General features: G+C 69.6%; 16 protein-coding genes. 11 read left to right on the top strand and 5 right to left on the bottom strand.

The genetic code is table 11. The annotated features are described in order from the left end of the window. Positions 1-39 precede the first annotated feature (39 nt). The 3 genes from ACFY0U_RS08620 (at position 40) to ACFY0U_RS08610 (ending at position 5419) form a co-directional block, all read left to right on the top strand. On the top strand, positions 40-1971 hold the full coding sequence (locus tag ACFY0U_RS08620; protein WP_388632198.1) for an IucA/IucC family protein: 1932 nt from the start codon (positions 40-42) through the stop codon (positions 1969-1971). Between the two features lie 110 nt (positions 1972-2081). Next, positions 2082-2972: a GNAT family N-acetyltransferase gene (locus ACFY0U_RS08615; RefSeq protein ID WP_388632195.1), complete on the top strand. Its 891-nt coding sequence runs from the start codon at positions 2082-2084 to the stop codon at positions 2970-2972. Between the two features lie 470 nt (positions 2973-3442). Further along, complete coding sequence (locus ACFY0U_RS08610) at positions 3443-5419, top strand: ATP-dependent DNA helicase (protein ID WP_388632192.1); 1977 nt, start codon at positions 3443-3445, stop codon at positions 5417-5419. 203 nt (positions 5420-5622) lie between these two features. Here the strand turns inward: ACFY0U_RS08610 and lexA are convergent, their stop codons facing one another. After that, on the bottom strand, positions 5623-6402 hold the full coding sequence (gene lexA, locus ACFY0U_RS08605) for a transcriptional repressor LexA (RefSeq protein WP_171145262.1): 780 nt from the start codon (positions 6400-6402) through the stop codon (positions 5623-5625). A 564-nt stretch (positions 6403-6966) separates the two neighbouring features. On the opposite strand from lexA, the gene nrdR reads away from it, so the two are divergent. Next, the gene (gene nrdR / locus ACFY0U_RS08600) at positions 6967-7527 is read left to right on the top strand and encodes a transcriptional regulator NrdR (RefSeq protein ID WP_388632188.1); all 561 of its coding nucleotides are present in this window, start codon (positions 6967-6969) and stop codon (positions 7525-7527) included. 163 nt (positions 7528-7690) lie between these two features. Continuing rightward, positions 7691-10585, top strand: a complete 2895-nt coding sequence (locus tag ACFY0U_RS08595; RefSeq protein ID WP_388632185.1) for a vitamin B12-dependent ribonucleotide reductase — start codon at positions 7691-7693, stop codon at positions 10583-10585. A 243-nt stretch (positions 10586-10828) separates the two neighbouring features. On the opposite strand, the gene ACFY0U_RS08590 is transcribed toward ACFY0U_RS08595, so the two are convergent. Beyond that, complete coding sequence (locus ACFY0U_RS08590; protein ID WP_388632182.1) at positions 10829-11362, bottom strand: TerD family protein; 534 nt, start codon at positions 11360-11362, stop codon at positions 10829-10831. 146 nt (positions 11363-11508) lie between these two features. On the opposite strand from ACFY0U_RS08590, the gene ACFY0U_RS08585 reads away from it, so the two are divergent. From ACFY0U_RS08585 to ACFY0U_RS08575, 3 genes are all read left to right on the top strand, one after another. Then, a complete protein-coding gene (locus tag ACFY0U_RS08585) occupies positions 11509-12114 on the top strand; it encodes a YdbC family protein (protein WP_388632179.1) in 606 nt (201 codons plus the stop codon). 118 nt (positions 12115-12232) lie between these two features. Further along, positions 12233-12892 carry a histidine phosphatase family protein gene (locus ACFY0U_RS08580; protein WP_388632176.1) on the top strand — a complete coding sequence of 220 codons (660 nt, stop codon included), beginning with the start codon at positions 12233-12235 and terminating at the stop codon, positions 12890-12892. A gap of 12 nt (positions 12893-12904) precedes the next feature. Then, on the top strand, positions 12905-13810 hold the full coding sequence (locus ACFY0U_RS08575; RefSeq protein WP_388632173.1) for an ADP-ribosylglycohydrolase family protein: 906 nt from the start codon (positions 12905-12907) through the stop codon (positions 13808-13810). A gap of 328 nt (positions 13811-14138) precedes the next feature. Here ACFY0U_RS08575 and ACFY0U_RS08570 read toward each other — a convergent pair whose 3' ends face one another. Beyond that, entirely contained in the window at positions 14139-15686 is a 1548-nt protein-coding gene (locus ACFY0U_RS08570; protein ID WP_388632170.1) for an MFS transporter, read from the bottom strand. A 187-nt stretch (positions 15687-15873) separates the two neighbouring features. Here ACFY0U_RS08570 and ACFY0U_RS08565 point away from each other — a divergent pair, with 187 nt between their 5' ends. From ACFY0U_RS08565 to ACFY0U_RS08555, 3 genes are all read left to right on the top strand, one after another. Continuing rightward, positions 15874-16497: a TetR/AcrR family transcriptional regulator gene (locus tag ACFY0U_RS08565; protein ID WP_388632167.1), complete on the top strand. Its 624-nt coding sequence runs from the start codon at positions 15874-15876 to the stop codon at positions 16495-16497. Between the two features lie 82 nt (positions 16498-16579). After that, positions 16580-17281: a ribonuclease HII gene (locus ACFY0U_RS08560; RefSeq protein ID WP_388632392.1), complete on the top strand. Its 702-nt coding sequence runs from the start codon at positions 16580-16582 to the stop codon at positions 17279-17281. A gap of 67 nt (positions 17282-17348) precedes the next feature. Continuing rightward, positions 17349-17987, top strand: a complete 639-nt coding sequence (locus ACFY0U_RS08555; protein ID WP_388632164.1) for a hypothetical protein — start codon at positions 17349-17351, stop codon at positions 17985-17987. A gap of 409 nt (positions 17988-18396) precedes the next feature. Here the strand turns inward: ACFY0U_RS08555 and ACFY0U_RS08550 are convergent, their stop codons facing one another. Next, a complete protein-coding gene (locus ACFY0U_RS08550) occupies positions 18397-19032 on the bottom strand; it encodes a hypothetical protein (RefSeq protein ID WP_388632161.1) in 636 nt (211 codons plus the stop codon). A 313-nt stretch (positions 19033-19345) separates the two neighbouring features. Further along, on the bottom strand, positions 19346-21511 hold the full coding sequence (locus tag ACFY0U_RS08545) for a RecQ family ATP-dependent DNA helicase (protein WP_388632158.1): 2166 nt from the start codon (positions 21509-21511) through the stop codon (positions 19346-19348). Between the last annotated feature and the right edge of the window lie 63 nt (positions 21512-21574).

Raw genomic sequence — 21574 nt, 5'->3', positions numbered from 1 at the left:
GGAAGCCCGCAGAGCGTCGATCGGCTGCGGGGCGCCATCGTGGAACGCACCGCCACGGAACGCACGACCACGGAACGCACGACCACAGAACGCACGACCACGGAACCCCTGGACCACCCCGACCCGCACACCGCGGCCCAGACCGCAGCCGTGGAGAACCTGCTCCGCTGCTGGGTGCGCGAAGCCAGCCTCCCTGCCCCTACCGACGGCACCCTCCGCATCCCCCTGCCCGCCAGCGGCACCGCTCTGCTGGCCCCCGTCCACTACTGGTCCCCGACGGGCTGGCACCGCTTCGGTCCTCCCCGCCTGGCCGACGTCCCCCCACCGGCCCCGCCCGCCGACGCCGTCACGGTCGCGGCACTGCTCGCCAGGGAGACGCCGGACGGAAGCCCCGACGCCCGATCCCAGGACACGGTCTCCAGCTCGGCCCCTGCCACTGAGCCGGCCGCCGTCCCCGCCCCGGCAGCCCAAGCCACCTCCACGCCCATGGACGCCACCGCCGGCACCGACCTCGTCGGGCGCGTCGCCGACTCCGTTCGTCGCACCGTCACCTTCATCGACGAGCGCAGAAGGCATCCCTCCGACGATCCCGATCACTTCCTCGCCGCCGAACAGGCCCTGGTCCTCGGTCACCCCCTGCACCCCGCACCGAAGAGCCGTGAGGGTCTCTCCGAGGCCGAAGCCCCGCTGTACTCACCCGAGTTGCACGGCTCCTTCCCCCTCCACTGGATCGCCGTCGCTCCTTCCGTACTCGCCACCGACTCGGCCTGGACCGAACGCGGACGCCCCATCCCGGCGACACAACTCACGGCACGCCTCGCCGAAACCGGACTGCCCCTGCCCGACGGCCACGCGGCCCTGCCGCTCCACCCCTGGCAGCTGCGGGAAGTCCGGCACCGTCCCGCCACCTTGGCCCTGCTCGACGCCGGACTGCTCAGGGATCTCGGAGCACACGGCTCCTCCTGGCACCCCACCTCCTCCGTCCGCACCGTGTATCGCCCCGGTGCCCCCGCCATGCTCAAGCTCTCGCTGGGACTGCGCATCACCAACTCCCGTCGAGAGAACCTCCGTAAGGAACTCCACCGAGGCGTCGAGGTCCACCGTCTTCTGCGCAGCGGACTCGCCGAGCAGTGGCAGGCCGTTCACCCCGGCTTCGACATCGTCCGCGACCCGGCCTGGCTGGCCGTGGACGGGCCGGACGGTAACCCTGTGCCTGGACTCGACGTGATGATCCGGCACAACCCCTTCCGCCCCACGGACGATGTCTCCTGCGTCGCCGGGCTCGTCTCGCCCAGGCCCTACGCCTGGCCGGACCGCACCGCGGGCCGTGGGCCGGTCGGCCCGTCGGCCATGCGGTCCCGTCTCGCCGACGTCGTCACGCGCCTCGCCGGCCGGACCGGTCGACCGCTGGGTGCCGTCGCCGCCGAGTGGTTCCTGCGCTATCTGGAGCAGGTCGTCCGTCCGGTGTTGTGGTTCGACGCGGAGGCGGGCATCGCCCTGGAGGCGCACCAGCAGAACACGCTGGTCCACCTGGACGGGGAGGGCTGGCCCGTGGGAGGCCGTTACCGGGACAACCAGGGCTACTACTTCCGAGAGTCCCGGCGCACGGAACTCGACACCAGACTTCCCGGAATCGGCGAGCACAGCGACACATTCGTCTCCGACGAGGTCACCGACGAGCGCTTCGCGTACTACCTCGGCATCAACAACGTCCTCGGACTCATCGGTGCGTTCGGTTCCCAGCGCCTCGCCGATGAACGGCTGCTGCTCGCCGCCTTCCGCCGCTTCCTGGGCGACGCCGCCTCCGGGCCCGCCCGGCTGCGCACCTCACTGCCTGCCCGCCTGCTCGACTCACCCGTTCTTCGGTGCAAGGCCAACCTCCTGACCCGACTACAAGGCCTCGACGAACTCGTCGGCCCGGTCGACACCCAGTCCGTGTACGTCACCATCGCCAACCCCCTGCACTCGTGATCACCGCCGTGTACTTCGTCATCGCAGGCACTCCGTCGCTCGCGATCACCGTCAACCCCCTTCATTCCTGAGGAACATGCCCCGACCCGTCTCCTGAGAGGAGCGTCGCCGTGTCTCCCACCGACGCGAGTGCCGACGCCGGTACCGCCCCCGTCACTGATGCCGGTACCTGCACCAACCCCGGCCCGGCCGAACGCCGCACCGCCTTCGACGCCGGCCCTAGCGCCGCCGATGCCGATCCCGTCCGGGGCAGCGACGCCGATCCAGCCTGGGGCTCCGACAGCGAGGACACCCTTGATCTGCGTCTGCCCGACGAGTTCCTCGCGCTCATCGCGAACGAGGCCGCCGACACCGGTGAGGAACGATGCGGTGAGGAACGACGCGGTGAGCATGGTATGGCAGGGCCCGGCTCGGCCGCCCGGGCCCGTGGCGACCTCCTCGACCGTGTCGCCGACTGGGGTCCTGTGGTCACGCCCGTGGGGGTGTTCCACCTCGTCCCCGTACAGGCCGAGCAAGACCTTCCGCTCATCAGCCGCTGGATGAACGACCCCACCGTCGCCGAGTTCTGGCAACTGTCCGGCTCCCGGAGCCTGGCCGCGGACCACGTGCACGCCCAACTCGCCGGAGACGGCCGAAGCGTCCCCTGCCTCGGCGTCCTGGACGGCACGCCGATGAGCTACTGGGAGATCTACCGGGCAGACCTCGACCCCGTGGCCCGCCACTATCCCGCCCGACCTCATGACACGGGAATCCACCTCCTCATCGGCGCGGTCACGGACCGTGGCCGAGGTCTCGGCAGCGCGCTGCTGCGAGCCGTCGCCGACCTCGCACTCGACAAGCGCCCGGCCTGCGCCCGTGTCATCGCCGAACCCGCCATGCGAAACACCCCCTCCGTCTCCGCCTTCCTGAGCGCCGGCTTCCGGTTCTCCGCCGAGGTCGACCTGCCCGACAAGCGGGCCGCCCTCATGGTCCGAGACCGATGCCTGCGCGATCTGATGTGACGCAGCGTCGTTGCGGCGTCACTTTTGGTACACCGCTCGTCCCGGCTCGGTTCCCACTTGCGCCGGACCTTTTTCGAGCCGGAGCGACATGGCTGTGCAGGGCCACATCCGGCGGGCCCACATCCGACCGGTCGACATCCGACCGGTCGACAGCCGGCGGGTCCACATCCGACCGGTCCGCGCCCGACCGGTCCGCGCCCGACTTGGTCCGGGCATGAGTGTCCGACGGCCCGGCACTCAGCCGACCGATCCCGTCCGCAACTGACCGACCTGGACCGATCCCGACGTACCTCTCTCACATCCGAACCGATCTCACCTCCGAACAGTCTGAGACCGCACCTGAACCTCCCAATCCCGACCCCAACCGAACCCATCCGATCCCCAGCCTCTCCCGCCCCCGGCCTTGATCCCGCCCCTCGTCCCCCCTTGGCCTCTCGTTTGTCAGTGGTGGGCCGTAGGGTTGTCGCGCTATGACGAAGCCCTCACTCCCCGAACTCCTGCATGCCGCCGTCGCTGCCGTCGGCGGCACGGAGCGCCCAGGTCAGGTGACCATGGCCGAAGCCGTCGCGGAGGCGATCGACGACGGCTCCCATCTGCTGGTCCAGGCCGGCACCGGCACCGGAAAGTCGCTGGGCTATCTCGTGCCCGCGCTCGCGCACGGGGAGAGAGTCGTCGTGGCCACCGCCACCCTGGCCCTTCAGCGCCAGCTCGTGGAGCGGGACCTCCCCCGCACGGTCGACGCGCTGCACCCTCAGCTCCGCCGTCGCCCGGAGTTCGCGATGCTCAAGGGCAGGTCGAACTACCTGTGTCTGCACCGCCTCCACGAGGGCGTGCCGCAGGAAGAGGAGGAGGGTCTCTTCGACCAGTTCGAGGCGGCCGCGCCCACCAGCAAGCTGGGCCAGGACCTGCTGCGCCTGCGCGAGTGGTCGGACGAGACGGAGAACGGCGACCGCGACGATCTCACCCCGGGCGTCTCCGACCGGGCCTGGGCCCAGGTGTCGGTGTCGTCCCGGGAGTGCCTGGGTGCCACGAAGTGCGCGTACGGCGCGGAGTGCTTCGCCGAGATGGCCCGTGAGCGCGCCAAGCTCGCCGAGGTCGTCGTCACCAACCACGCGCTCCTGGCCATCGACGCCATCGAGGGCGCCCCGGTGCTCCCGCAGCACGAGGTGCTGATCGTCGACGAGGCGCACGAACTGGTCTCTCGGGTCACCGGAGTCGCCACCGGCGAGCTCACCCCGGGGCAGGTCAACCGCGCGGTGCGCCGAGCGGCGAAACTCGTCAATGAGAAGGCCGCCGACCAGCTCCAGACCGCCGCCGAGGGCTTCGAGCGGCTGATGGAGCTCGCGCTGCCGGGCCGCCTGGAGGAGATCCCGGAAGACCTCGGCTACGCCCTCATGGCGCTGCGCGACGCCGCCCGCACCGTCATCTCCGCGATCGGCGCCACCCGCGACAAGTCCGTCCAGGACGAGGACGCCGTACGCAAGCAGGCTCTGGCTTCCGTCGAGAACGTGCATGACGTGGCCGAGCGGATCACCAACGGCTCCGAGTGGGACGTCGTGTGGTACGAACGGCACGACCGCTTCGGTGCCTCCCTGCGAGTCGCCCCCATGTCCGTGTCGGGCCTGTTGAGAGAGAAGCTCTTCGCGGACCGTTCCGTCGTCCTGACCTCGGCGACCCTGAAGCTGGGCGGCGATTTCAACGGCGTCGGTGCCTCCCTGGGACTCGCCCCCGAGGGCACCGAGGGAGACGACCTCCCGCAGTGGAAGGGAGTCGACGTCGGCTCGCCCTTCGACTACCCGAAGCAAGGCATCCTCTATGTCGCCAAGCACCTCTCACGCCCCGCGCGGGACGGCGACCGAGCGGACATGCTCGACGAGCTGACGGAGCTGATCCAGGCAGCAGGGGGCCGCACCCTGGGCCTGTTCTCCTCGATGCGGGCCGCCCAGCTCGCCGCCGAGGAACTTCGATCCCGTATCCCCGAGTTCCCGATCCTTCTCCAGGGCGAGGAGACCCTCGGCGAGCTGATCAAGAACTTCGCGGCAGATCCGCAGACCTGCCTGTTCGGCACCCTGTCGCTGTGGCAGGGCGTCGATGTCCCCGGTCCCAGCTGCCAGCTGGTCGTGATGGACAAGATCCCGTTCCCGCGCCCCGACGACCCGCTCATGAGCGCCCGGCAGAAGGCGGTGGAGGACGCGGGCGGCAACGGCTTCATGGCGGTCGCCGCCACGCACGCGGCGCTGCTCATGGCGCAGGGCGCCGGCCGTCTCGTACGGGCGTCGGGGGACCGGGGCGTGGTCGCCGTACTGGATCAGCGGCTCGCCACCGCGCGGTACGGGAGCTATCTGAAGGCCTCGCTGCCGGACTTCTGGTACACGACGGACCGTAACCAGGTCCGGAAGTCGCTGGCCGCGATCGACGCGGCGGCGAAGCCGGCCGAAGCGCAGTGAGGGTGGGGGGGGGGGGGGGGGGGGGGGGGGGGCCGGGCCCCCCCCCCCCCCCCCCCCCCCCCCCCCCCCCGCACCCTCACCGGAAGGCGCCGGTCGCCTTGCGGGCGCCGGTCGCCCCCAAAGCGCTGGGCCCCGGAACCGGCGCAGAGGTCCCGAGGCCCAGTCAGAGGGCGGACCTCGAAGTGGTCCGCTCGCCGTAGCCGTCACACGCGGCGCAGCACCGCCACCACCTTGCCGAGGATGGTCGCGTCGTCGCCGGGGATCGGCTCGTACGCGGCGTTGTGCGGGAGGAGCCAGACATGGCCGTCCTCGCGCTTGAAGCGCTTGACGGTGGCCTCGCCGTCGAGCATCGCGGCCACGATGTCGCCGTTCTCGGCGACGGGCTGGCGGCGGACCGTGACCCAGTCGCCGTCGCAGATCGCGGCCTCGATCATGGAGTCGCCGACGACCTTCAGGACGAACAACTCACCGTCACCGACGAGCTGTCGGGGGAGCGGGAACACGTCCTCGACGGACTCCTCCGCGAGGATCGGGCCACCGGCGGCGATACGGCCCACCAGCGGGACGTAGGACGCGGCGGGCTTGCCGGCGGTGTCCGTGGGCTGCACGGAGGCGGCCTGGTCGGAGCCGCGCACCTCGTAGGCGCGTGGGCGGTGCGGGTCGCGGCGCAGGAAGCCCTTGCGCTCCAGTGCCATGAGCTGGTGTGCGACAGAAGAGGTGCTGGAGAGGCCGACGGCCTGTCCGATCTCCCGCATGGACGGCGGGTAGCCGCGCCGCTGCACGGAGTCCCTGATGACCTCGATCACCCGACGCTGCCGGTCGGTGAGCCCCGAGCTGTCGGCCCGGATCCCCGGAGGTCGGCCCGGCAGGGAGCGCTTGTGCCCCTCGGGATTCGTGGCTTCGTTCATCGCATGCACCGGCTCGAGTCGGCCCTGGGAGCGGTCCTGGGCAGTGATGGTGGCACTGTCTGCGGTGGTGGTCACGTCGGCCCCTCTCGATGGTCTCCCTGCTGGACAACGGTAGTTGCTTTCGAAAGGTTGCGCCAAACACACGTTCGAGTGAAAAATCGCGGATTGCCTGCCGCGATCATGTGTCTGGGTGTATGGCTAACGCGTTGCCCAGCGGACAAAAGGGCTCATTGCTGTACTCTTCACCGCCGAGGTGGTGACCTCGCGGGTTGTCGCCCCAGTCTGCCATCCGGTGTTCCGGTGACAGGGCCCCGGTCCTCATCTGCGCGGGAGCCCCACGTCCCCTCCCTGCGGTGCCCACGGTATCTCCGCATGCGCCGCAGCGGTACGCCTGTGCACGAGCGTCCCCGGCGTGGTGGCGTTGTCGTGCGGCACATGCCAATACGGGCGCGACACGCGCGTACGGCGTGTTTATAGAGCCGATCCCTACATCTAGTGCTTGGATTGCTACAGCAGCCCAGAAGTTGTGGTCCCCCGGGTCTTCGGGCCCTCGGCGATCGCCTATGCTTGGGGCTGCTTCGAGGGGCCCAAGAGGTCCAACGAGGCTATTGAGTCTGCTGTGAGGAGGGTTGGGACTTCATGCACTGCCCCTTCTGCCGGCACCCCGACAGCCGCGTCGTCGACAGTCGTACGACCGACGACGGCACGTCGATCCGCAGGCGCCGCCAGTGTCCGGACTGCTCCCGTCGTTTCACGACCGTGGAGACGTGTTCGCTCATGGTGGTCAAGCGGTCCGGAGTCACCGAGCCTTTCAGTCGTACCAAGGTCATCAACGGCGTGCGCAAGGCATGCCAGGGACGACCTGTCACCGAGGACGCGCTCGCCCAACTCGGCCAGAGGGTCGAGGAGGCGGTGCGGGCCACCGGAAGCGCCGAGCTGACCACCCATGACGTGGGGCTGGCCATACTCGGCCCGTTGCAGGAACTCGACCTGGTCGCCTATCTGCGATTCGCCTCCGTCTACCGGGCGTTCGACTCGCTCGAGGACTTCGAGGCCGCGATCGTGGAGCTCAGGCAATCGGCGGGACGCCCCGTTGCGGACGACGAGGACCGCGAAGGTGCTGTCACGGGGAGCCAGGAAGACGATCGCGGGTCGGGAGAGGCCGTTCAGGTCCCCGAGCCCGCAGGCGCCGCCGACTGATCGGCGGGCCGGCCCGGTCGGAGACACCGGAACCGGTCCGGACGGCGGCGAACGAAGACCTGTTGCGGGTGGCAGCGAGAGGGTGCCCGCAACACCAGACAGAACACCGTGCCCGGGAACATCGGGGCACTTCAGGGCGTTTTAGCCCGTACAGGGAGGCGGCATGACAGAGACGGCGAGCGGTCCGGCACGGAGTTCCCGCGCCAAGGGCACCAAGGCGACCAAGGGACTGCGTATCGAGCGCATCCACACCACCCCCGGCGTGCACCCGTACGACGAGGTGGCCTGGGAGCGCCGTGACGTCGTCATGACCAACTGGCGCGACGGCTCGGTCAACTTCGAGCAGCGTGGCGTCGAGTTCCCCGACTTCTGGTCGGTGAACGCGGTCAACATCGTCACCAGCAAGTACTTCCGCGGTGCCGTCGGCACCCCGCAGCGCGAGACCGGCCTCAAGCAGCTGATCGACCGCATCGTGAAGACGTATCGGAAGGCCGGCGAGGACTACAAGTACTTCGCCTCGCCCGCCGACGCCGAGATCTTCGAGCATGAGCTGGCGTACGCCCTCCTGCACCAGATCTTCAGCTTCAACAGCCCCGTCTGGTTCAACGTCGGAACCCCGCAGCCGCAGCAGGTCTCCGCGTGCTTCATCCTGGCCGTCGACGACTCCATGGAGTCGATCCTCGACTGGTACAAGGAAGAGGGCATGATCTTCAAGGGCGGCTCCGGCGCCGGCCTGAACCTCTCCCGGATCCGCTCCTCCAAGGAACTGCTGTCCTCCGGCGGCAACGCCTCGGGTCCCGTCTCCTTCATGCGCGGTGCCGACGCCTCCGCGGGAACGATCAAGTCCGGTGGTGCGACCCGTCGCGCCGCCAAGATGGTCATCCTCGACGTCGACCACCCCGACATCGAGGACTTCATCGAGACCAAGGTGAAGGAAGAGGAGAAGATCCGCGCCCTGCGCGACGCGGGCTTCGACATGGACCTGGGCGGCGACGACATCACGTCCGTCCAGTACCAGAACGCCAACAACTCGGTCCGTGTGAACGACACGTTCATGAAGGCCGTCGAGACGGGCGGCAAGTTCGGCCTGACGTCCCGTATGACCGGCGAGGTCATCGAAGAGGTCGACGCCAAGAGCCTGTTCCGCAAGATGGCCGAGGCGGCCTGGGCCTGCGCCGACCCGGGCATCCAGTACGACGACACCATCAACCACTGGCACACCTGCCCGGAGTCCGGCCGTATCAACGGCTCGAACCCCTGCAGCGAGTACATGCACCTGGACAACACGTCCTGCAACCTCGCCTCGCTGAACCTGATGAAGTTCCTCAAGGACGACGGCAAGGGCCACCAGTCCTTCGAGGTCGAGCGCTTCGCCAAGGTCGTCGAGCTCGTCATCACCGCGATGGACATCTCCATCTGCTTCGCGGACTTCCCGACGCAGAAGATCGGTGAGAACACGCGCGCGTTCCGCCAGCTCGGCATCGGCTACGCCAACCTCGGCGCCCTGCTGATGGCGACCGGCCACGCGTACGACTCGGACGGCGGCCGCGCCCTCGCCGGTGCCATCACCTCCCTGATGACCGGCACGTCGTACAAGCGTTCCGCCGAACTCGCCGCGGTCGTCGGCGCGTACGACGGCTACGCCCGCAACGCGCAGCCGCACCTGCGCGTCATGAAGCAGCACGCGGACGAGAACACCAAGGCCGTCCGCATGGACGACCTGGACTCGCCGATCTGGGCCGCCGCCACGGAGGCCTGGCAGGACGTGCTGCGTCTCGGTGAGAAGAACGGTTTCCGTAATTCCCAGGCGTCCGTCATCGCCCCGACCGGCACCATCGGTCTCGCGATGTCCTGCGACACCACCGGCCTCGAGCCCGACCTCGCCCTGGTCAAGTTCAAGAAGCTGGTCGGCGGCGGCTCGATGCAGATCGTCAACGGCACCGTCCCGCAGGCCCTGCGCCGCCTGGGTTACCAGGAGGAGCAGATCGAGGCGATCGTCGCCCACATCGCCGAGAACGGCAATGTCGTCGACGCCCCGGGCCTCAAGCACGAGCACTACGAGGTCTTCGACTGCGCCATGGGCGAGCGCTCCATCTCCGCGATGGGCCACGTCCGCATGATGGCGGCGATCCAGCCGTGGATCTCCGGCGCGCTCTCCAAGACGGTCAACCTGCCGGAGACGGCGACTGTCGAGGACGTCGAAGAGGTCTACTTCGAGGCCTGGAAGATGGGCGTCAAGGCGCTCGCCATCTACCGCGACAACTGCAAGGTCGGCCAGCCCCTCTCCGCCAAGACCAAGGAGAAGGAGAAGACCGAGGTCACGGCGAAGGCCGAGGCGACCATCCGCGAGACGGTCGAGAAGGTCGTCGAGTACCGCCCGGTCCGCAAGCGTCTGCCCAAGGGCCGTCCCGGGATCACGACGTCCTTCACGGTCGGTGGCGCCGAGGGCTACATGACCGCCAACTCCTACCCGGACGACGGTCTCGGCGAGGTCTTCCTGAAGATGTCCAAGCAGGGCTCCACCCTCGCGGGCATGATGGACGCCTTCTCCATCGCGGTGTCCGTCGGCCTCCAGTACGGCGTGCCGCTGGAGACGTACGTCTCCAAGTTCACGAACATGCGCTTCGAGCCGGCCGGTATGACGGACGACCCGGACGTGCGGATGGCGCAGTCGATCGTCGACTACATCTTCCGCCGCCTGGCGCTCGACTTCCTGCCCTTCGAGACGCGTTCCGCGCTCGGCATCCACTCCGCCGAGGAGCGTCAGCGCCACCTGGAGACCGGTTCGTACGAGCCGTCCGACGACGAGGTGGACGTCGAGGGGCTGGCCCAGTCGGCGCCGCGCGCCCAGGAGCTCAAGGCCGTCGTCACCCCCAAGGCCGAGGTCGAGGCGGCCAAGCCCGCCCCGAAGCAGGCCCACACCAGCGCCGAGCTGGTGGAGATGCAGCTGGGCATCCAGGCCGACGCCCCGCTCTGCTTCTCCTGCGGTACGAAGATGCAGCGGGCCGGTTCCTGCTACATCTGCGAGGGCTGCGGCTCGACCAGCGGTTGCAGCTGATCTGGAGCGCATGACCAAGTGAGGGCGGTGGAGCCGGTTACCGGCTCCACCGCCTCTTGCCGTTCCCGGAGCGTGATGGTCGTCGACGTCGGGCGCATGTGCCACGGGCGGCGGATGAACTCGCCGGAGTCGACGTCGCCGGCATCCTGGACGAGCACTTTGCCGGTCCTGACGCCCTCCCTGGGGATCTGGTGGGCCGGTTCGACGGCGGAGCCCAGGTATCCGGGCGACAGCAGCCCTGGATCAGGGCCGGTGTGCCTGCCCCATGGCCCGTGTGTACCCCGCGGGGTCGTCCTCGAAGCCGTGGATGCCGGGGTGGAGCTCCCACGTTCCGGACCCGTCCCGCACGAATTCCGCGACCGTCGCCGCAGTGGCCCCGAGGACGCTGCCGAAGTCGTCCTCGGTGAGCACGGTGTACCCCTCGCGGATCCGCAACGCCGGGTTGATCACGCCGACGAATGTCCGCTCCTCGGAGCGCTGCTGGATGACGACACCGACGACCACGCGCGCGTACCGGCTGTCGAGCCGGTTGAGCTCAAGGGTCATGACCTCGTCCCAGCCGAAGCCCTTGCCGTCCTTGCTGTCCCGGTTGAGGGTGATGGTGCCGTCGGGGGAGCGGCTGTCGAAGTGCACCACATAGGCGGGATCGCCGTACGGATCCGCCTCCAGATACGTCGCGGCGACGATGTCCAGATCGGTGGCGGCGCTCCCCACCGGACTCGGATCCCACTTCAGCGAGACCTCGACCTTGCGGATCCCCTTGTTGAGGGCGTTCACCAGGTTTCCCCTTCCCCGTGTCCACGGTCCGAACTGCCAGGCAGTCGGGGCCGGTTGTCCATCCTGCCACGCGCGCGTGCCGCTCGCGGGAGAGATCTCTGTCGGAGCGTGACCTGGGCCACGCTGCCTGGCCGTACGATGGCGCGGTGCTGGTCAAGTGGATTCGCTGCACCGTGGTGGACCGCCGCGGCTTCGAGCGGGGGCAGCGAAAATGGGCGGGGCTTCTGGGGGAGCCGGGGTTTCGGGGACAGGGCGGAGGCTGGAGCCGGGGGCGGCCCGGAGTGGCGCACATCTTCTCCTTCTGGGAGAGCCGTTCCTTCTACGACTCCTTCATGGCCCGTTCCCACGACCGGCTCGCGTCCACGCAGTCCGGCACGTTCAAGGACGCCCAGGTCAAACTCTTCGACTACCGCTTCGACGTGAAGACCGGCTTCGAACCGCGCTTCACGGACACCGACCTGGTACGGGTCGCCCACTGCCGGGTCCACGGCGAGCGCGCCGAGCACTTCACGCTGATGCAGGAGAAGGTCTGGAACCCCGCGATGGCCGGCTCGCCCGGCATGATCCGCGGACTGTTCGGTGAGGCACCGGGCCACGAGTTCCTGGTGCTGTCGATGTGGCAGTCGGCCGCCGAGCACGGCAAGTACCGCACGGAGCGGATCGAGCGCCTCGCGCTGCGCGCCCAGACGGAGGCGGACGTGGCGTCCCTGACGGGCGACATCGTGGAGCTGGAACCGAGCTGGACGGTTTGAAAACCGGACTGATGATCGTGTGCCCTGGTGTGGCCCGTGGTGCAGGAAATGTGTGACCTACGCCGTATGGAGGCCGTACGGGTGCTCGATCGGCCGTCACTCGATCTAGGGTCTTGGCATGGCACGACCACGGCGCATCGTCCTTGTCCGACACGGCGAGTCAACGGGCAATGTTGATGACACCGTGTACGAACGCGAGCCGGACCACGCTCTGGCACTGACCGAGCGGGGCTGGCAGCAGGCCGAGGAGACCGGCAAACGGGTGCGCGAGGTGTTCGGCCGCGAGCGGGTCAGCGTGTACGTCTCCCCGTACCGCCGCACCCACGAGACGTTCCGCGCCTTCCACCTCGACCCGGAGCTCGTACGCGTGCGTGAGGAGCCCCGGCTGCGTGAGCAGGACTGGGGGAACTGGCAGGACCGTGACGACGTACGCCTCCAGAAGGCCTATCGGGACGCCTACGGCCACTTCTTCTACCGCTTCGCCCAGGGAGAGTCCGGGGCCGACGTGTACGACCGGGTCGGCGGCTTCCTGGAGAGCCTGTTCCGCAGCTTCGAGGCACCCGACCATCCGCCGAACGTCCTGCTGGTGACCCATGGCCTCGCGATGCGCCTGTTCTGCATGCGCTGGTTCCACTGGTCCGTCGCGGAATTCGAGTCCCTGTCGAACCCGGGGAACGCGGAGATGCGGATGCTCGTTCTCGGAGACGACGGCAAATACGCGCTTGACCGGCCGTTCGACCGATGGCGAGATCCGGAACCGTACGGGATCACCGGATAGAGTGGCAGAGCGATGACCGCTGATTCCTCCCCCGACGGCCGCCTGGACCGCGCCCTGTCCAGCCTGCGCGGACTCGCGGTCGGGGACGCGCTGGGCTCACAGTTCTTCGTGCCGGTGAACTACCCGCTGCTCAAGCGCCGCGAGCTGCCGTCCGGCCCCTGGCAGTGGACGGACGACACCGAGATGGCCTGCTCTGTGGTGGCCGTCCTGAGCGCGCACCACCGGATCGACCAGGACGCCCTGGCCCACTCCTTCGCCCACCACCACGACTTCGACCGTGGCTACGGCCCCGCCGTCAACCGTCTTCTGCGACTGGTCCGGGAGGGCGGCGACTGGCGTGAGCTCTCCGCCGCGCTCTTCAACGGGCAGGGGTCCTGGGGCAACGGCGCCGCGATGCGGATCGCACCCCTGGGAGCCTGGTACGCGGACGACCCGGAGCAGGCGGTCCACCAGGCGGAGATCTCCGCCTACCCCACGCATCAGCACCGCGAGGCCGTGGTGGGCGCCATGGCCGTCGCGGCGGCGGCATCGCTGGCCGCGGCTCCGGGAGGGCCGCCCAGCCCCGAGGCACTTCTCGACGGGGTCATCGCGCTCGTCCCGAAGAGCGCCGTCGGAGCGGGCCTGCGACGCGCCCGCGACATGCTCGACTACGGCGACGCGGGCACGGTCGCGGCCGTGCTGGGCTGCGGACGGCGCACGACGGCTCATGACACGGTGCCGTTCGCCCTCTGGTCGGCCGCCCGCTCCCTCGGGGACTTCGAGGAGGCGTTCTGGTCGACCGCTCAGGTGGGCGGCGACGTGGACACGACCTGCGCCATCGTGGGCGGAGTGATCGCCGGAGGCAAGGCGGGCACACCTCCTGCCGCGTGGGTGGGGCGCACCGAGGCGCTGCCGGAGTGGCTACCAGCCGCCGTCTGAGGCCTCGGTGTATCCGCCCGCATGAAACTCTCCGTGCACGCCGGGAACTCTGCGTGACCGTGCGCTCGTTGTCGTGTCATCCGCTGTGTGAGCCATGGGGACGCACAGGCAGGTGAGGTGCGAGGGGTGGTCATGCGGTTCATGTCGATGTGCGTCGTTCTGCTGGCCGCGGTAGCCGTCGCGGCCGGAGCATGGGCTGTAGGACGACCCGCTGCCCGCGTCTTGGCGCGTCCCGTGCGCGGAGTGCGGATGACCGGAGCGTCGTCCTCGCCGTCGGTTTTCCTGGACGAGGTCCGGCCATCCGCGACGCGGCGCGGGCCAGGTGGAGTCAGCCGACTCCGGGGCCCGCCGTGCCCGCGAGTGCCTCCAGGTCGCTCTTGCGGACCCGGATGACCAACCAGGCGGTGGCCAGGGCGAGTACGGCCATCGAGGCCGCGGCGACGAATCCCGTCGAGATGCCCTGGGTGAGCACCTCGTGCCCCCAGGGAGCGGGCAACTCGTGGGTCTTGGCGAACTCCGCCTTCTGCTCGGGCGAAGCCTCGGCCATGAACTGCGGCAACTGCTTCTCCGCCTCGTTCTTGCTGGCCGTGCCGAACACCGTCGTCAGGATGGACAGACCGAGCGATCCGCCCACCTGCTGCGTGGCGTTGAGCAGTCCGGACGCCGCGCCCGCCTCGTGCTGGGCGACGCCGGAGACGGCGGTGATCGTCAATGTGACGAAGTTCAGGCCCATGCCGAAGCCGAAGACCAGCATCGGGCCGAGTACTCCGCCGGCGTACGAGCTGTCGGAGCTGATGAGGGTCTGCCAGAACAGTCCGATCACCGAGAGCGCCGAACCGACGATCATGAAGGGCTTGGGTCCGAGCACCGGCAGGAACCGCTGGGACAGGCCCGCGCCGAGGGCGATCACGACCGTGACCGGGAGGAAGGCGAGACCTGCCTCGATCGGGGTGTACCCCAGCACGTTCTGCACGAAGAGCACGATGTAGAAGAACATGCCGAACATCGCCGCGGCCAGGCTCAGCATGATCACGTACGTGCCCGAGCGGTTGCGGTCGGCGAACATCCTCAGCGGGGTGATCGGCTCCTTCGCCCGGGTCTCGATGAAGACGAAGGCGACCAGCAGCACGATCGCGGCGCCGAACGAACCGATGGCCAGACTGTCCCGCCAGCCCTGGTCCGCCGCCCGGATGAAGCCGTAGACGAGGGACGCCATGCCCGCCGTCGAGGTCAGTGCGCCGGCGATGTCGAAGCGGCCGGTGTGCCGTTCGGACTCGCTGATGTACAGCGGCGTGAGGACGGCGATCAGGACACCGATCGGCACATTGACGAAGAGCACCCAACGCCAGTCGAGCCACTCGGTGAGCATGCCGCCCGCGAGCAGGCCTATCGCGCCGCCGCCCGCGGAGACCGCGGCGAAGACCCCGAACGCCCTGTTCCGTTCCGGGCCTTCGGGGAACGTGGTGGTGATGAGGGCCAGCGAGGTGGGCGACGCGATCGCGCCACCGACACCCTGCAGGACGCGTGCGGCCAGCAACTGCCAGGGTTCCTGGGCGAGTCCGCCGAGCAGCGAGGCGAAGGTGAACAGCAGGATGCCGGCCGTGAAGACCCGGCGTCGGCCGAGGATGTCGCCGGCCCGGCCGCCCAGGAGCAGCAGCCCGCCGAAGGTGAGTGTGTACGCGCTGACGACCCAGGTGAGGTCGGTGGTGCTGAACTTGAGAGCGTCTTGAATGTGCGGGAGGGCGATGTTCACAATCGTCGCGTCGAGGACCACCATGAGTTGGCAGGCCGCGATGACGGTGAGCGCGATGCCGGGGTGTCCTTCCCGGCGGGCCGCACCCGGCTTCTGTTCCTTGATCAACTGAGAGGTTGTCACTATGGGTCCCCCACAAGTGCGTTAGTGAACGCTCGCGTTCACTGTCGCGTCAACCGTAGTGAGTCCCTCATAGTGAACGCAAGCGTTCACTTAGGTTCTCGTCGTGCGGCGTGCTCCCCCGTCGTCGCCGCGCACGCTCCCCATGTCCCCGGAATCCCCGCTTCCTCTGCTCGCTGGAGTCACTCAGATGGTTACCTCGCGCTGGACGGCCGCCCCCGCTCAGGCGGCCTCCCTCCGTCGGCGCGGCGCCGTGCTCGAACGCGCGATCCTCGATGCCGCGCTGGAACAGCTCAGTACGGTCGGCTGGAAAGGCCTCACGATGGAGGGCGTTGCCGCGGGCGCCCAGACCGGCAAGGCCGCGGTCTATCGGCGCTGGCCGTCCAAGGAGGATCTCGTCGCCGACGCCCTTCAGTCCGGGCTGCCGATCATCGAGACGGCTCCCGATCTGGGCAGCGTGCGCGAGGACCTGCTCGAGCTGTGCCGGCAGGCGCGTGCGGCGATGTACTCACGCCCGGGTTTCGCGCTCCGTGCAGTGATTCACGAATGCGATCCAATCCAGGCGGAACGCTTCCATGGAGTGATCTTCGGCGGGGTCGTCGAGCCGACCATCAGGCTGCTCCGTGAAGTCATCACCCGTGGTATCAAGCGGCAGGAGGTCCGTCCGGACGCGGCTAACAGTTACGTCTTCGATGCCATGCCGGCGATGATGATGTACCGATCGAAGATGTGCGGGAGCGAATGGAGTGATCGGGATCTTGAGGAGATGATCGACCAGTTGATGCTTCCCCTGCTGCGGTCGAGCGAGGGCTGAACGTGGCTAGGGCCGGGCGGGGCGGCGCTCGGGGAAACCAGGGTGTCGCCGGGTGATCCAGGCGGCGTACGCTAAGGACGCCATGCCGTACGAACCACCTACACACACTGTCGAGCGCTCCCTCCGTGCCACGACCGGAGCGAAAGTCATTGCCGGTGTCGACGAGGTGGGGCGCGGCGCGTGGGCCGGCCCCGTCACTGTCTGCGCGGCGATCACCGGACTGCGCCGACCCCCCGAAGGTCTCACCGACTCCAAGCTGCTCACCGTCAAACGGCGCACCGCGCTCGACGAGGAGCTCCGGAAGTGGGTGACGTCGTACGCCCTCGGGCACGCCTCCCCGGAGGAGATCGACACCCTGGGCATGACGGCCGCGTTGCGACTGGCGGCGGTCCGTGCCCTGGAGACGCTGCCGGTCCGGCCCGACGCGGTGATCCTCGACGGCAAACACGACTATCTCGGGGTCCCTTGGAAGGTCCGTACGGTGATCAAGGGCGACCGCTCGTGCGTCGCCGTCGCGGCGGCCTCGGTGATCGCCAAGGTTCAGCGCGACAAAATGATGGCCGAACTGGGTATCGACCATGCAGACTTCGGTTTTGCGGACAATGCCGGGTATCCGTCGCCCGTGCACAAGGCCGCACTGGAGGAGCGGGGACCCACCCCGTTCCACCGGATGTCCTGGGCGTATCTTGATGCGCTGCCCCAGTGGCGGCACCTCAAGAAGGCCCGCAGCTGGGCAGACGGTGGCGTTCCGGAGATCGAGGGCCAGCTCGGATTCGATTTCTGACCGTTCCGTTCGCACTCATGTGCCACCCGCCGACGCGAGTCGCACCAACGTTTGATAGAAGTCAGCCATGCCTCTCCTTCCCGAGGAGCCTCAGATTCACGAGAGTGCCCAGGGTCCCCGCGCCACTTCGGCCAGTGGCCGTACCGCGCCGACCCCTCGTCCCGTACCCGGCCCTCGGCCCGCGGCGCATCCGCGTCCCGGTCGTCCCGGCCCTGTCCGGCCCACGCCCCCGGTGCAACGCGCGCCGCATGACGTGGCCGCCAAGCCCGGACCGTCGGGTCCGGCTGTCCGCACCGCCGCCGCTCCGGCTCCGGCATCCCCGCAGATCCAGCTGATCCCGGCCTCCGCCGAAGGCGCGCTCGACGCCGCCGAGGAAGCCGTGGACCTGCTGCTGGAATCGGGTCGTGCCCCCGGTGAGGTGCTGGTGATCACCACCGGAGAGCAGCACCCGTGGGCCGCCCACGAGCTGTCCTTCGGCGAGGCCTCCTACTGGGCTCAGCACGATGCCGGTGACGACGTCTTCTACACCGACGCCGCCGCAGTGGGCCGTGCCACCAAGCGTCCCGTTGTCGTGGTCGCCGTCAACGGCGGTCCCGACTCCTCTGCCGCGACCGTTCTGCCCCTGGCGCACGGCCGGGCGGGCGCCCTGCTGATCGTCTGCGGCGACCCGCAGCAGATCAACTCGGTGCTGGGCGCGGGCGTCTGAGCCCGTCCCGCCACGTCCGGGGGCGCGGGGGTGACAAAGGCGCTGCTTCGGTGGCACCTGCACAGTGGGGGGTTTGTCGTGCGCGGACGATCGTGGGGATGGTCCGTGCGCGTCTGCCTTCGCCCGAGTGCGCCCTGAGGCCGTGGGGGAGTTGTGCCGTCGTCCTCGGCACAGGATCAGGGGCAGGGGCCGACGCTCGCTGAGCGTGCCGCCCGATCCTCCTTGGGTCTGCCCTCGTATGCCCTACGAAGACGTGTGCCGTTGGTCGTCGTGTGCCGTACGCGGCTGATCGTGACGCGAACCGGAGCGAACCGTAGGCATGATCAGCTGGACCGCTCCATCGGCTCGGCCCGGAGCGCTCCCCCGACCTCTGCTGCGCAGGAGTCGGTCGGGGTTCTCCCGTGGTCTGTCAGCGGGCCGCCGCGCGGCGCAGGACTTCCGAGGCGGCACCGCCGGTGCGGGGCAGCGGAGGCGGCGCCTCGGACAGGGCGAAGGGCTCCGGTGACGAGTCGGAGTGGGGGCGGCGGCCGCCGCGGCCCTCGCCGAGAACCTGCCAGCCGTCACGGGTCAGCGTGATGTACGCGCCGCAGCGCAGCCCATGCAGCGTGCAGGCGTCCCGTAGGCCCCACATCCACGCGCCGTCCTCCTCCGTCCAACGCGCGTCGCCGTCCCGGCAGTAGAGCAGCACGGCGGTACGCACCGGAGTGCGGCGCCGCAGGTCGTGCGGGATGACCCGGCGCAGCTGCGCGAGCAGCGTGTTGCGGAACATCCAGCCGTCGGCCGGGGTCGGGCGCCGGGTGAACGACGCACTCGCGCGCAGCCGCTCGTCCGCATCGAGCACGGCCACGATCGCGGTAGCCGGCTTCGGGCGGTGCCGGGAGTGCAGTCCGCTGACGACCTCCCGTGGGTTGCGCAGCAGGGGAATTCCGGCTGCGGCCCACTCCGAGGGTTCGAGCATGCGGGTCAGCGGGTTGGTGGATGCGGCGGACAGGTCGGCAGGCGTCGACGTGGATGCCGCGGAGGACGGAGCGAATCCGAAGGTCACGGTCCTCCCTTCGGCTACGCGCCCACACTGCGGGCGAGGTCGGATTCGGGGGAACGCACGCCGCAGCAGAGCCCTACCGGACCACGGGCGAGCCGTGCGGGGAGCGGACTTCAATTCTTCCTGCCGAACTTGGTTGCGGCAACGAGCAATTGGGGCCACCGACCGGAATCTGGTGGTGTGTGGTTTATATCCCTACCCGGCGAAGTGCCGTGTGACGCCTGGGACATCCGCGCACCTCAGAGAGGTGCTGACTCCCGAGGCGCCAGGCAGGTGGTGCGTGGCGTCGGAGACCGGGTTCCGCGACTCGGCGTCATCAACCCTGTACGGCCAGCACCAGTGGCAACACCCCCTGCGCACCGGCCCGTCGGAGCATCCGGGCCACCACCGCGAGGGTCCAGCCCGTCTCGGTGAAGTCGTCCACGAGGAGGACCGGACCCCGGGCTTCGGCCAGCGCGGCAGAGAGGGCGGGTGGCACGACGAGGGCCCCGTCGAGTGCCTTGAGGCGCTGGGCGCTGTTGCTCCGGGACAGCGGGGGCGCCTCGCCCGCGTACTCCACCGAGCCCAGCAGGGGCAGTCGCCCGACCTCCGCGATGCGCGCACCGAGGGAGTTGATCAGCTCAGGCCGGGTGCGGGAGGGGACGGTGACGACACCGACGGGCCGCGGCTGGGCGTCCGCCGACCCCGATGCCCAGCCGCCCGGGCCCCTGGCCCAGTCGGCGAGCACGCCCACGACCGCCTTCGCGACGTCGTCCGGCACCGGACCGTCCGGGGCGTGGGGGGCGAACATCGGTCGTAGCCGGTTCCCCCAGCCGATGTCCGACAGGCGGCCCAACGCCCGTCCGGGCGCGGTCTGTTCGCCTGCCGGGATGCGGCCCTTCAGCTCGACACCGATCGCCGGCAGTCCGGTCGGCCACATGCGGCGCGGCTCGACCTCGACGCCCGCCCGGCCCAGGTCGACGCGTGCGGCGTCCAGCGCGGCCGTCGACGTGTCCGCGGTGAAGCGTGCCCCCGCGCAGTTGTCGCAACGGCCGCACGGCTTGGCACCCTCGTCGTCCAGCTGACGCTGCAGGAACTCCATCCGGCAGTCCGTCGTGGACGCGTACTCGCGCATCGCCTGCTGTTCGGTCTTGCGTTGCCGGGCGACCCATTCGTACCGCCCCGCGTCGTAGGTCCACGGCTCCCCGGTCGCGACCCAGCCGCCCTTGACCCGGTGGACGGCCCCGTCCACGTCCAGGACCTTGAGCATGGTCTCCAGCCGGGAACGGCGCAGCTCCACGAGCGGCTCCAGCGCGGGCAGTGACATCGGGCCGGTCGCGCGGGTGAGGACGTCGAGCGTGCGGCGCACGAGGTCCTCGGAGGGGAAGGCGAGCGAGGCGAAGTACTCCCAGATCGCCTCGTCCTCCTTGCCCGGCAGGAGGAGCACTTCGGCGTGCGCGACACCGCGTCCGGCACGACCGACCTGCTGGTAGTAGGCGATGGGGGAGGAGGGGGAGCCCAGGTGGACCACGAAGCCGAGGTCGGGCTTGTCGAAGCCCATGCCCAGCGCCGAGGTGGCGACCAGGGCCTTGACACGGTTGGCGAGCAGGTCGTCCTCGGCCTGCTGGCGGTCGGCGTTCTCCGTCTTGCCCGTGTACGAGGTGACGGTGTGGCCCCGTTGCCGGAGGAAGGCGGTGACCTCCTCGGCGGCGGCCACGGTGAGCGTGTAGATGATGCCGGAGCCCGGCAGCTGGTCCAGGTGATCGGCCAGCCAGGCCATCCGGTGCGCGGCGTCCGGCAGCGGCAGGACGGCCAGGCTCAGGCTCTCCCGGTCGAGGGGGCCGCGCAGGACCAGGGCGTCCGAGGTGCCTCCGGTGCCGAGCTGCTCGGCCACGTCGGCGGTCACGCGCGCGTTGGCGGTAGCGGTCGTCGCGAGCACGGGGACGCCGGGCGGGAGGTCGGCGAGCATGGTGCGCAGTCGCCGGTAGTCCGGGCGGAAGTCGTGTCCCCAGTCGGAGATGCAGTGCGCCTCGTCCACCACGAGGAGTCCGGTCGCGGCGGCCAGCTTGGGCAGCACCTGGTCGCGGAAGTCAGGGTTGTTGAGCCGCTCGGGGCTGACGAGCAGGACGTCGACCTCGCCGGCCGCGATCTCGGCCTGGACCGTGTCCCATTCCTCGGTGTTGGAGGAGTTGATGGTCCGTGCGTGGATGCCGGCCCGGGCCGCGGCGTCGACCTGGTTGCGCATCAGCGCGAGAAGCGGCGAGACGATCACGGTGGGACCGCTGCCCCGGGAGCGCAGCAGCGACGTCGCCACGAAGTACACCGCGGACTTGCCCCAGCCCGTGCGCTGTACGACGAGGGCCCGCCGTCTGTCGGCCACCAGCGCCTCGATCGCCCGCCACTGGTCCTCCCGCAGCCGGGCCGTGCCCGTGGTGTCCCCGACGAGACGGGCGAGAACCGCGTCGGCGGCCACTCGGAGATCGACGTTGCTCGTGTGCTCCATGCGTCCATACAACAGGACGCCACTGACAATCCGGGCCCGGAAGGCTCGGGGCGGGGGTGCTGG

Source organism: Streptomyces sp. NPDC001536 (genome assembly GCF_042894505.1).
GTDB lineage: Bacteria > Actinomycetota > Actinomycetes > Streptomycetales > Streptomycetaceae > Streptomyces.
Note: the sequence above shows the minus strand (reverse complement) of the source record. Positions and strands in the feature narration are given on the sequence as shown.